General features: G+C 74.8%; 11 protein-coding genes. 8 read left to right on the top strand and 3 right to left on the bottom strand.

Going from position 1 to position 12,089, the window contains the following annotated elements; translation table 11 throughout:
- Positions 1 to 10: 10 nt before the first annotated feature.
- A complete protein-coding gene (locus AB0472_RS36615; RefSeq protein WP_366363148.1) occupies positions 11 to 406 on the bottom strand; it encodes a hypothetical protein in 396 nt (131 codons plus the stop codon).
- 237 nt (positions 407 to 643) lie between these two features.
- Between AB0472_RS36615 and AB0472_RS36610 the strand changes: the two genes are divergently transcribed.
- From AB0472_RS36610 to AB0472_RS36600, 3 genes are all read left to right on the top strand, one after another.
- Positions 644 to 1,645, top strand: coding sequence for a hypothetical protein (locus AB0472_RS36610; protein WP_366363146.1), 1,002 nt, complete (start codon positions 644 to 646; stop codon positions 1,643 to 1,645).
- Positions 1,646 to 1,743: 98 nt separating this feature from the next.
- Positions 1,744 to 3,048: an aminotransferase class I/II-fold pyridoxal phosphate-dependent enzyme gene (locus AB0472_RS36605; protein WP_366363144.1), complete on the top strand. Its 1,305-nt coding sequence runs from the start codon at positions 1,744 to 1,746 to the stop codon at positions 3,046 to 3,048.
- Entirely contained in the window at positions 3,045 to 4,127 is a 1,083-nt protein-coding gene (locus AB0472_RS36600) for an MBL fold metallo-hydrolase (RefSeq protein ID WP_366363142.1), read from the top strand. The genes AB0472_RS36605 and AB0472_RS36600 overlap by 4 nt, the downstream gene beginning before the upstream one ends.
- Positions 4,128 to 4,206: 79 nt before the next feature.
- On the opposite strand, the gene AB0472_RS36595 is transcribed toward AB0472_RS36600, so the two are convergent.
- Both AB0472_RS36595 and AB0472_RS36590 read right to left on the bottom strand, forming a co-directional pair.
- On the bottom strand, positions 4,207 to 4,833 hold the full coding sequence (locus AB0472_RS36595; RefSeq protein ID WP_366363240.1) for a VTT domain-containing protein: 627 nt from the start codon (positions 4,831 to 4,833) through the stop codon (positions 4,207 to 4,209).
- 14 nt (positions 4,834 to 4,847) lie between these two features.
- Positions 4,848 to 5,621 (bottom strand): MBL fold metallo-hydrolase, encoded by a 774-nt coding sequence (locus AB0472_RS36590; protein ID WP_366363140.1) that lies wholly within the window; start codon positions 5,619 to 5,621, stop codon positions 4,848 to 4,850.
- A gap of 83 nt (positions 5,622 to 5,704) precedes the next feature.
- Between AB0472_RS36590 and AB0472_RS36585 the strand changes: the two genes are divergently transcribed.
- From AB0472_RS36585 to AB0472_RS36565, 5 genes are all read left to right on the top strand, one after another.
- The gene (locus AB0472_RS36585) at positions 5,705 to 6,136 is read left to right on the top strand and encodes a hypothetical protein (RefSeq protein ID WP_366363138.1); all 432 of its coding nucleotides are present in this window, start codon (positions 5,705 to 5,707) and stop codon (positions 6,134 to 6,136) included.
- Positions 6,137 to 6,458: 322 nt separating this feature from the next.
- Complete coding sequence (locus tag AB0472_RS36580) at positions 6,459 to 8,474, top strand: phage holin family protein (protein WP_366363238.1); 2,016 nt, start codon at positions 6,459 to 6,461, stop codon at positions 8,472 to 8,474.
- Between the two features lie 185 nt (positions 8,475 to 8,659).
- Positions 8,660 to 9,721 (top strand): MoxR family ATPase, encoded by a 1,062-nt coding sequence (locus AB0472_RS36575; RefSeq protein WP_366363137.1) that lies wholly within the window; start codon positions 8,660 to 8,662, stop codon positions 9,719 to 9,721.
- Entirely contained in the window at positions 9,718 to 11,517 is a 1,800-nt protein-coding gene (locus AB0472_RS36570) for a hypothetical protein (protein ID WP_366363135.1), read from the top strand. Before AB0472_RS36575 ends, AB0472_RS36570 begins: the two co-directional genes overlap by 4 nt.
- 67 nt (positions 11,518 to 11,584) lie before the next feature.
- A complete protein-coding gene (locus AB0472_RS36565; RefSeq protein WP_366363133.1) occupies positions 11,585 to 12,010 on the top strand; it encodes an OsmC family protein in 426 nt (141 codons plus the stop codon).
- Positions 12,011 to 12,089 lie beyond the last annotated feature (79 nt).

Here is a 12,089-nt window from a genome sequence, read left to right as displayed (position 1 = left end):
CGAGCCCCGCTCACTCCCCGCCGGTCACCGCCTCGTCGGGGACCGGCAGACTGCCGTAGCGAGCCGAGCGCGGCAGCCGGGAGACCCGCTCGACCAGGGTGTCGGGGGCGTTCCTGCGCCCCAGCACGCCGGCCGGCTCCCGCGCCGCCGCCGGGAAGTCGTGCCGGGTCAGGGACCGGCACAACTCCAGACGTACGCTCTCCGGCGCCGGCCGCTCACCGGTCCCCGGCACCAGCGCACCGCGGTACACCTCCGGATCGTCCTCGGCCGGTGGTCCGGGGTGGTTCCAGTCCTCGGTACGGGTCGGATGCCCGGACCTGAGCAGGCCCTGGAGCTCGTGCTTCATCTCGTCGTCCCGGTGCACGTCGTCCCGGTGCACGTTCGGCCGGTCACCGGCTCGCTGCATGTTCTCCCTCCAGGTACGTCACGGGGTGCGGACCGCGTACCCGGCGACAGGTGACCGACACGGGGATCCCCCCCGGCCGTTCCCGACCCGCCGCGGCACGGCCGTGACGTCACCCGAAAGGGGACGGGTGTCCCGCGAATGGGTCCGGCCGCGCGCGGCCCGGCGTGGGCCGGGCTGTGATGGCTGCGGGGGTACGGGCCCCGTGCCTCCGAGTCGTCCGTGCAAGGAGCTCCCCGCATGCGCCGCACCGTTCGCACCCTGTCCGTCGCCGTCCTGGCGGGTGCCGCGTTCGGCGCCACCGGCACGGCCGCCGCGGCCGCCGCGGAGATCGGCCCCGGCAGCGCCCGGCCCGGCGCCGTCGTCACCGTCCCGGTGACCTGCGCGACGGCCGCCGACGGCCGGCCGGCGACCTACACGGAGGGGGACGCGGCGGGCGCCGCGCCGGACGGCACCCTGCCCGCCGACGGGAACTGCGCGGCGCCGGGCGGGCAGCAGGAACGGACCTGGTACGCGCGGCCGGCCGTCACACCGGACGACGGCGCTACGGCTGCCCCGGGCGGCGGCACCTTCCTCCAGGGCGGCGGCGGGGCCCCGCCGGAGGTCGGTGGTGGGGCTGTGCCGGAGGTCGGTGGTGGGGTCGTGCCGGAGGCCGGCGGTGGGGTCGTGCCGGAGACCGGGGGAGGGGGCGTGCCGCGGATCGACGAGGGCGCGGTGGCCCCGGTGGACGGCGGGACCCTCACCGGCGGGGACGGCGGAACGGCCGCACGCGCCGACGACGGCGTGACGGCCCGCGGCGACGAGGGCAGCGGCGTCCGCGGGGACGTCGGTACGGCCTCTCCCGGTGACCGCGGCGACGACGGCACGGCCCTCCGCGGCGACCGTGGTGACGGCGACGCGGCCGCCCGCGGTGACGCCGGTGCCGCGGACCCCCGAGGAGAGGACGGTGACGTCCCGCACGGGAACGGCGAACGGCCGTGTTCCGGAGGGCAGCAGTCGTGCGACGGCGGGGGCGTCGGCGCGCAGGAGTGCGGCGCGGCCCGGGGCGGTGACGGCTCCTGCGCCGCGACGGGTGTGCAGCACGGCGTGGCGGCCGGGGACGGGGGCGCCTACAACACGTCCGTACCGGCGCTGGTGGCGGGCGCGATGCTGATCGCCGCGGCCTGCTGCGGCGCCGCGTACCGGCTGTGGGGCGGGCGGGTGTACCGCCCGTGGGCCGGGAGGTCCGGCGCGGACGGCTGACCGGGCCGCCGCCGGGTAACCCGGAGCGACCGCTCCGGCACCTTACGCACCACCCGGACCGGACAGCACACGGCACCACGGACTGCGCGGAGGCGGACATGCGGCGGACGGATCCCGGGGCCCACCGACCGGCGGACGGCGGCGCCACGCAGGAGCGCGGACCGGCGTCCCCCGAGGGCCACGGACCCGTCCGCTACGGCCCGCCGCTGCCCGACGACGGGCTGCCCGTCCTGCCCGAGCTCGCCGCCGTCCTGGCCGCCGCCGCGAACCTGGGCGCGGAGGAACCCGTCGGCGGCGGACCTGCGCTGCTGGACGCGGCCCGCGGCCACTGGGAACGCCGCGGGCTGTTCGCCCCGCCCGGCCGGCTGGCCGCGGGACCCGGCGCCCCCGCCCTGCTCCTCGCGCTCACCGCCGCGCTCGGCGGCGACGTCCTGGTGCCGCGTCCCTGCGCCGCCTGGTGGGCGCCGTACGCCCGGCTCCTCGGCAGGCCCGTCTTCCACGTGGCCACCCCGGCCGAGTCCGGCGGCGCCCCCGACCCGTACGCGCTGCTGGAGACCGTGCGCCGGGTCCGGGACGAGGGCGGCGACCCCCGGCTGCTCGTGCTCTCCGTCGCCGACGACCCCACCGCCACCGTCGCCCCGCCCGAACTGCTGCACGAGACCGTGGAGGCCGCGACCGCCGCGGGACTGCACCTGGTCAGCGACGAGACCTGGCGCGACACCCTGCACGCCCCGGACGTCACGGTGCTGCTCAGCCCCGCCGAGATGCTCCCGGACCGGGTCACCGTCGTCACCGACCTGGCCGGCGCCCTGCTGCCGGCCGGCTGGCCCGCCGCCGTCGCCCGGTTCCCGGAGGGTGCCACCGGTACGGCCCTGCACGCACGTGTGCTCGACATCCTCACGGCGCTGGGCGCCCGCCTCGCCGGACCGGTGGCGGTCGCCGCGCGGTACGCGCTGGAGGAGCCCGGACCCGTGACCGCGCGCCGGGAGGCCGTCGTACGGCTGCACGCGCGCGTGGCCGCCGCCGCGCACGCCGCGGTCGTCGCCGGCGGCGCGCTGGCCCGGCCCCCGCAGGCCGGCCGGCACCTGTACGCCGACCTGGAGCCGCTGCGCGCCGCGCTCGGTGCCCACGGGGTCGGCGACGCGCAGGAGTTGGAGGACTTCCTCACCGTCCGTCTCGGCATGCCCGCGCCCGGCGGCCACCGCTTCGGCGACGACCTCGGCGCGCTGCGGGTCCGGCTCGCCACCGGCCCGCTGCTCGGCGGCACCGACGCGGAACGCCTGGAATGCCTCACGTCACCCGCACCGTTGGAACTGCCACACGTGCAACGCGCGTTGATGTCCTTGGAGTCGGTACTCGACGATCTCCGCGACGACGCTCAGCGATGGGAGCCTCCTCGATGACGCAGCAGACGCATGAGCCAGGGTCCACGACGACTGCCCCCACGACGCCCGCCACGACGATCGGTGAAGCCGACACCGCTCTGCGCACGCCGCCGTTCCCGCCGCTCGCCGACCCCCGCCCGCTGGGCGAACTCCGCGTCTGGCCGCGGACCTTCCACGACCGCCTGACCGCGCCGCTGCCCGGCCTCAAGGCCATGGCCCGGTTCGCCCGCGAGGGCTCCGTCCGCCCCGGCCGCGAGGGCCTCGCCGACGTCGGCCGACTGCCCTGCGAACCGGGCCCGCTGCCCCGCACGGACACCGACACCGTCGCCGTCACCTGGGCCGGACACGCCAGTTGGGTCCTGCGGATCGGCGGTCTGACCGTCCTCACCGACCCGGTCTGGTCCCGTCGCATCCTCGGCACCCCCGCCCGCGTCACCCCGGTCGGAGTCCCCTGGGAGACGTTGCCGCGCGTCGACGCGGTCGTCATCAGCCACAACCACTACGACCACCTGGACGCCCCCACCCTGCGCCGTCTCCCGCGCGACACACCTGTGTTCGTGCCGGCCGGGCTCGGCCGCTGGTTCCGGCGCCGCCGCTTCACCACCGTCACCGAGCTGGACTGGTGGGAGGCGGCCGAACTGTCCGGGGTCCGCTTCGACTTCGTCCCCGCCCACCACTGGTCCAAGCGCACCCTCACCGACACCTGCCACAGCCTCTGGGGCGGCTGGGTCCTCACCGCCCCCGACGGCGGTCGCGTCTACTTCGCCGGCGACACCGGCTACGGCCACTGGTTCTCCCGCATCGGCAGCCGCTACCCCGGCATCGACCTCGCCCTCATGCCCATCGGCGCCTACGACCCGCGCTGGTGGCTCAGCGACGTCCACCTCGACCCGGAGGAGGCGGTACGGGCGACGCAGGACCTGGGGGCGAGGCGGATGGCCCCCATGCACTGGGGCACCTTCATCCTCTCGGCAGAGCCGGTCCTGGAACCGCTGACGCGGGTGCGGGCGGCCTGGGAGAAGGCGGAGCTGGCCCGGGAGGACCTGTGGGACCTGCCGGTGGGAGCTTCGAAGACACTGGAGTGGAGCGCGCCGTAAGGAGCGCCGGGGGTATCCCCGGCCCCGGGCTGGGTGAGGAACCGCGCGCGCGACCACGACGCACCCGCCACGCGCAACGTCACCCGGCAGCCCGGACCCGCCGCCACACACTGGGCACCACACTGATGGCAACGGTCAGCCCCACCGCCGCCACCACCCCTTCCCACGGCTCCGGAAACAGCGACCCACCCAGAATCCCGATCACCTGATACGTCACCGCCCACGCCAGGCACGCCGCCACGTTCCCCCGCGCGAACCGCCGCAACGGCCACTCCGCCAGCAGACACGCCAGCATCACGGGTATCCGGCCGGCCGGCACCAGCCGGGACAGCACCAGCACGGCGACCCCGTGCTCGGCCAGCTTCTCCTGCGCCTGCTCCAGCCGTTCCTCCGGTGCCCGCGACCGTATCGCCTCCAGCCACCGCGACCCGTTCCTCGACCGCAGCCCCCGCCGTCCCAGCCAGTACAGCGTCGCATCCCCCAGGAAGGCCGCCAGCGACGCCGTCAGGAACACCAGCGCCAGCGCGAACGGCGCCGTCTGATGGAACGCCACCACCGCCGCCGAACTCACCAGCGCCCCCGTCGGCACCACCGGCAGCAACGCCCCGATCAGCACCAGCAGGAACAACGTCGGATACCCGATCGCCTGCTGTGCCGACTCGGTCGACGACGAGGTCGCCGCGGTGGAGCCGGCGGCGAGGGCCATGAGCACCAGCGGTCTCACCGCGCGACCTCCGGCCGCACGCTCTCCCCGTGGCCGAGCCGGTGCACCGCCACCTGCGGCGCGTACTCGGCCGCGAGGCGCACGAACTCGTCGCCGGGCGCGTGGAACTCGTGCGGGCGCACCCCGTCCATGCCGATCGGCCAGTACGTCCCGTAGTGCACCGGCACCGCGCTGCTCGGCGCCAGCCGCGCCAGCGCCCGTGCCGCCCGCCCGGCGTCCAGATGGCCCTCCCCGAGGTACGGGCCCCATCCACCGACCGGCAGCAGCGCCACGTCCACCGGTCCGACCGCACCGGCCATCTCGTCGAACAGCCCGGTGTCCCCGGCGAAGTACGTGCGCGCCGCGCCCTCGACGACGTACCCGAGGGCGGGCGAGCGGTGGGGTCCGACCGGCAGCCGGCGGCCGTCGTGCAGCGCGGGCACGGCCCGGACCACGAGCGGGCCGACGCGTATCTCGTCGCCGACGTCCACCTCGGTGATCCGCAGCTGACGGAGGCGGCGGAGTGCGGGGACCGACCGTGGTGCGCCCCGGGGCACGAGCAGGCGCGTGCCCGGGGCGAGCCCGGCGAGCGAGGGCACGTGCAGATGGTCCGCGTGCAGGTGGGAGACGAGCGCGAGGTCCGCGCGGCGGGCCGCGGAGGGCGGCGGGGCGCCCCGGCGGCGCCGCAGGTGGGCGAGCCGGCGCGCGAACAGAGGATCGGTGAGCAGGCGCATGCCCGAATCCTCGATCGTGCAGGTGGCGTGACCCCACCAGGTGATCTCCACCGGCACCTCTTTGCCTCCTTCGCGCGACTCCCCGAAGCCTACGTGCAGGAGTAGGGTCGGCGGCGAAACCCGGAGGTGAGGGGGACGCCATGGGACAGGTGCGGGGTACCTCCGGCGGGCTCGCGTCGGTGCGGGTGACCGCGATCGCGAGTCTGACACCCCTGGAGGAACTGGAGATCGACCCCTTCCTGGTCGACTCCCGCAGCCAGCACGCGATGTGCGCGCGCTGGGCCGTGGAACACGGCTACGTCATCGCCCGCGAGCTGCTGGTCCGCGGGCTGCGCCCGGACCACAGCGCGCTGTGGACCGGCGTCCGGCCCGGCCTGGACGTCTTCGTCGCCCCGAGCAGGCGGGTCCTGGAGAGTGCCCTGTCGTCGGTCGAGGACTTCATGGCGGAGTGCGCGCGACGCGGGGTCCGGGTGGAGACGGTGGGCCGGGCCGAGCCGTGCTACGACGCCCAGATGAAGGCCCGCGTCCACCGCAGGCTCTCGATGCCGACGGCGGGCTACGACGGACGCTAGGGCCGCGCCCTGCCGGCCGGGCGGACGTGGGCTCGGCACCGCCGGACACCACCGCCGTGTCGGAGCGCTGCTGCGCCGGATCCGAAGGGCCGGCACCGCGCACGCTGTTCGAACGCATCGGCTCCCCGGCACCCGCCGCCACGGTGGGCAGCTCCCACGGGGGTGTCCGGCGGTGCCGAACCCACCCTGACCGCCCGTCCGGCCCACCCCCGTATGACAGTGTTGACGCGAGCAGACCCGCATCCGGCGGGGGGCGCGGACGTGAGGTCGGTGGGGCGTGCGGTGGCGGCGGGTCGTCAGTCAGGTCGGGCGGAGCGTCACGGTGTGGGCGGTGTCGACGGTCACCATGCTGGTCCTCGCCGGCCTCCTGCCCGACTTCCAGCTCCAGTCGCCCGACGGTGACAGCGCCACCCGCATCGCCATGACCGCCGCCCTCGGGGCCGGCGTCTTCGGTGTGCTCTCGGCCGTCGTCTGGCCCCCGCTCGTACGGCTCCTGCTGCTCGTCCCCGCTCTCGTCCTCGGCCTGCTGGTCTTCTTCCTCAACGGCTCCCTGCTCCTCGTCGCCCTGCGCATCAACCCCTCCGGGCAGAGCGAGGCCGCGCCGGAGACCGCCGTGATCGTGGCCGCCGTGATGTCCGCCGTCGCCTCCGCCACCGGCGGTGCCCTCGCCGTCCGCGACGACGACGCCTACCGCCGCCGGCTCTCCCGGCTCGCCACCCGCCGCCGCAGATCCCACCCGCCCTGCCGGGCCACCCCCGGCACCGTCTTCCTGCAGCTCGACGGCGTCGGCCACGACGTGCTGACCGCCGCCGTGGCCAAGGGCCTGATGCCGACCGTCGCCGGATGGCTGGGCGCGGGCGGGACACCGTCCACCCACCGGCTCACCCCCTGGCGTACCGACTGGTCCAGCCAGACCGGCGCCAGCCAGCTCGGCATCCTGCACGGCTCCACCTTCGACGTACCCGCCTTCCGCTGGTACGAGAAGGACAGCCGTGAGGTGATGGTCTGCAACCGGCCGACCAGCGCCGCCGAACTCCAGCGCCGGGCGGTCGAGCGCACCGCCGACGGGGGGCTGCTCTCCCTGGACGGCGCCAGCCGCGGCAACCTCTTCGGCGGCGGCGCCGACGAACAGGCCCTCGTCCTGTCCATAGCCACCCGCCGCCGCGGCCGGGAGAACCGTTCCCGCGCCGGTTACTTCGCGTACTTCGCCGACCCCGCCAACGCCGTCCGCACCGCGCTCTCCTTCTTCGCCGAGGTCGGCCGCGAGGTCGGCCAGTCCACCGCGGCCCGGCTCCGCGAGCAGCGCCCGCGCGTCAAGCGCGGCGGCCTCTACCCCTTCGTCCGCGCCTTCGCGACCGTCGTCGAGCGGGACGTCGTCGTCGCCGCGGTCATGGGAGACCTGCTCGTCGGCCGCACCGCCGTCTACGCCGACCTGGTCGCCTACGACGAGGTGGCCCACCACTCCGGCCCGCACAGCCGGGACGCCGGGAAGGTACTGCAACGCCTGGACCGCGCCCTCGCCCTGATCGAGAAGGCCGCCGAGCACGCCCCCCGGCAGTACCGGATCGTCGTCCTCTCCGACCACGGCCAGAGCCCCGGCGAGACCTTCCACACCCGCTACGGCCTCGGCCTCGGCGACCTGGTCCGGGCCGGCTGCGGACTGCACGTGCCGCGCAGGGCGGAGCGCACCCACAGCGGCACGGAGGCGCGGGCCGCCGTCCGCGCGGCGCTGCGCAGGCCGGTCGAGGAGGGCGGCGAGAAGCACCGGCCCACCCGGCGATCGGAGCCGGTGGTGCTCGCCTCCGGCAACCTCGGCCTGGTCTCCTTCCCGGACGTGCCGCACCGCATGACCAAGGAGGAGATCGACGCGCGCCACCCCGCGCTGCTGCCGACGCTCGCCAACCATCCCGGGGTCGGGTTCCTGCTGGTGCGCAGCGAGGAGCACGGCGGGGTGGTACTCGGCGCGTACGGTGCGCAGATCCCGCTCGACCGGCTGGACGGCCCTGCCGGGCCGCTGGCCGTGTTCGGGGCGGGCGCGGCCGACGCCGTGCGGCGCACGCACTCCTTTCCGCACACCGCCGACATCATGGTCAACTCGTGGTATGACCCGGAGAGCGGGGAAGTCCTCGCGTTCGAGGAGCAGATCGGGTCGCACGGGGGGTTGGGGGGCGCCCAGGGGCGGCCGTTCCTGTTGTCGCCGGTCGACATTTCTGCGCCGGTGGAGAGTGGCCAGGATCTCGTCGGGGCTGAGGCTGTGCATCAGGTGCTGCGGCGGTGGCTTCGGGAGGCGGACGGGCCGCAGGTTCCCCTGCCCGCGGAGGGGGAGAGGGCCGCGTAGTTCGTCGGGCGCGGGCCGGTGGGGGCCGGCCGCGCGGTTCCTCCCCCAGCCTTCGGCCGGGGGTACCCCAGCGCCCCCAAGGGGGCGCCCCTGCCGGGCCTCGGATAAATCGGCTGCGTTCCTTTGGGCTCCGGCTCACACTGTTCGAGTCGTAAACCTCTCGAACGCCCCCGAGGAGAAGCCTCTTGCAGGCAGCCGTGACCGTCACGCCCTCCCGTATCCCCGAACTCCTGCTCGGACTCGCCACCGTGCGGCCCGTCTTCATCTGGGGTGCTCCCGGGATCGGGAAGTCCTCGCTGGTGCGGGAGTTCGCCGAGTCGCTCGGGCTGGAGTGTGTGAGTCTGCTCGGGACCCAGCTCGCCCCGGAGGATCTCATCGGCGTCCCGCAGATCCGGGACGGACGATCCGTCTTCTGTCCGCCCGAGGCGATCGCCCGGGACGAGCCCTACTGTCTCTTCCTCGATGAGCTGAACGCGGCCACTCCTGATGTGCAGAAGGCGTTCTACTCGCTGATCCTCGACCGGCGGATCGGGACCTACGAGCTGCCCAAGGGCTCGATCGTGATCGGCGCCGGCAACCGGGCCACCGACAACGCCCTCGCCCGGCCCATCGCCTCCGCGCTCGTCAACCGGCTGGCCCACGTCCACCTGGAGGCCTCCGCGCACGACTGGCTCGCCTGGGCCGCCGCCAGCGGCATCCACCCGTGGATCCTGGACCACCTCACCGACCGGCCCGACCACCTGTGGTCCAAGCCGCCGAAGACCGAGGAGCCGTTCTCCACCCCGCGCTCCTGGCACATGCTCTCCGACGCCCTGCACTCCTTCGGACACGACCTGGACGAGGAGACGCTGAAGGTGCTGGCGCACGGCACGCTGACCCCCGCGCACGCCACCGCCTTCTGCGGATACGTCAAGATCGTGCGCAGTCGGTTCGGGATCGAGGCCATCCTGAAGGGGGACGCGGGCTGGCCGCCCCGGATCGAGGACCGCGACCTGCTCTACTACCTCGCCGAGTCCTTCCGGGGCCGGCTGGTCAAGGAACTGCCCGCCGACCGGGAGCACATGTCGGCGAACGGCCGGCAGACCGCCTACCGCGCCAAGTCGCTGCTGGTGCAGCTGGCCGAGATCTCCGTCGAGGTCGCCCAGACCGTCATCGCCTCCGACGCCGACGGCAACCCGGTCCTGCCCGCCTGGTTCCTGATCGAGGCGGCCCGGGACATGCCCCGGCTGGTGGAGGCCCGGCGATGAGCCGGGCCGCCGCGGCGCGCAGGAAGAAGGACCCCGCCGCCGAGAACTTCGCGGCCGGTGTGCAGCTGCTGCGGGCCAATCCCGCCCTGCGGGCGGTGGAGTTCACGATCTGCCGGCACGAGACGTGTGATCTCGCCCCCCAGGACGGACTGGTGCGCGCCGACTCGGACGGAGTGCTGCACGCGCACGCCACCCGGCGTGCCGAACCAGCCCAGTGGGCCTGGGCGTTGGCGCACTGCACCATCCATCTCGGCTTCGGGCACCTGCCGGCCGCCACCGGGCCGCGTGACCAGCCCGACCGCTACGACCTCGCCGCCCGCTGCACCGTCGTCAACCGCTTCCTGGAGACCTTCCCGATCGGCCAGGCCCCCGACCACCTGCCCGCCTCCTACCCGGAGGGCGACGAGGAGCGGCTCGCGGCCGGCTGGCGCCGGACCGGCGGCGTCCCGGCCGCCTACGAGCGCGGGGGGACGAACGGCGGCGAACCCGACCAGCTCCTCCTGTCCTGGAGCAAGTGGGCCGGGCAAGTGCCCGACTGGCAGGTGGGGTTCGCGCACGCGCTGACCCGCACCATGTCCCGGGCGATGGACCTGGCCGGCGGCCGCCGCACCACCATGTCAGGACCGCCCACCCCGCGGCGCCCCTGGGAGAAGGCGCTGAGCTGGTTCGTCTCCTCCTACCCGCTGCTCGGCGGCATCGCGGCCGGCATCAAACTGGTCGCCGACGCCGAACTGGCCCGCGCCCACGACATCTCCGTCGCCGCCGTCAACCCCGAGGCCGGCGAGATCTACGTCAACCCGCTGCGGACCATGGACGACGAGGAGTGGCGGTTCGTCCTCGCCCACGAGATGCTGCACGCCGCCCTGCGCCACGGCGACCGTCTCGGCGCCCGCGACCCCTACCTCTTCAACGTCGCCTGCGACTACGTCATCAACGGCTGGCTGGTCGAGATGCGCGTCGGCACCATGCCCGAAGGGCTGCTCCACGACACCGCGCTGACGGGGCTGTCGGCCGAGGAGGTGTACGACCGGATCGCCGGCGACCTGAGGAGGATGCGGCGGCTGGCCACGCTGCGCGGCAAGGGGCGTGGTGACGTGCTGGGCGCACCGCTCGGGCCGCCCGGCGCGTACGTCGACCTCGACGAGTTCTACCGGCGTGGCCTCTGCCAGGGGCTCGACCTGCACCAGGCCCAGGACCGGGGCCTGCTGCCCGGCGGCCTGGTGGAGGAGATCCGCGCGCTCAACCATCCGCCGCTGCCCTGGGACGCCCGGCTCGCCCGCTGGTTCGACGAGTTCGTGCCGCGCCCGGAGGCAGTGCGGTCGTACGCCCGCCCCTCGCGCCGGCAGTCGTCCACCCCGGACATCCCGCGCGCCGGCCGGTACTTCCCGCCCGAGGAGGTCGCCCGCTGCACCTTCGGCGTGGTCCTCGACACCTCCAGCTCCATGGACCGCACCCTGCTCGGCAAGGCCCTCGGCGCGATCGCCTCCTATGCCGAGGCCCGTGACGTACCCGCCGCACGCGTCGTCTTCTGCGACGCGGCCCCGCACGACGCCGGCTATCTGCCGACCACCGAGATCGCCGGCCGGGTCCGGGTGCACGGCCGCGGCGGGACGGTCCTGCAGCCCGGCGTCGACCTGCTCCAGCGCGCGGACGACTTCCCGCCCGCCGCGCCGGTCCTGGTGATCACCGACGGTTGGTGCGACGTCCTGCGGGTCCGCCGCGAGCACGCCTATCTGATCCCGGACGGACGTCGCCTGCCGTTCACCCCCCGTGGGCCGGTCTTCCGGGTGCGGTGAGCCCCGATGTGATCGGATGGGGGCGAGCGAACCGGTTCATTCGCCTTCATCGCCGAAAGGAACAACCGTGGCTACCACGCGCACCGCACACACCGTCTGGGAAGGCAGCCTGACCGAGGGCAACGGTGTCATCACCTTCGACTCCTCCGGTATCGGCGAGCAGCCCGTCACGTGGGCCTCGCGCTCCCAGGAGGCGAACGGCAGGACCAGCCCGGAGGAGCTGATCGCGGCCGCCCACTCCAGCTGCTTCTCCATGGCGCTGTCGCACGCCCTGACCGGCGCCGGCACCCCGCCCACCAGGCTCGTCACCAACGCCGACGTCACCTTCCAGCCGGGCACCGGCATCACCGGCATCCACCTGACCGTCGAGGGCACCGTCCCCGGCCTGGACGCGGAGGGCTTCGCCGCCGCCGCCGAGGACGCCAAGAAGAACTGCCCGGTCAGCCAGGCCCTGGCCGGCACCACCATCACCCTGGACGCGAAGCTCGCCTGACCGTCCCGCCCGCCGCGCTGCCGCGCACCCCTTTTCCGAGGGGTGCGCGGCAGCGTCGTTCCCGGGTACCCGGCATTGA

The sequence above is a fragment of the Streptomyces sp. NPDC086777 genome, from assembly GCF_040702065.1.
GTDB lineage: Bacteria > Actinomycetota > Actinomycetes > Streptomycetales > Streptomycetaceae > Streptomyces.
This window is presented reverse-complemented; position numbering and strand designations above follow the sequence as displayed.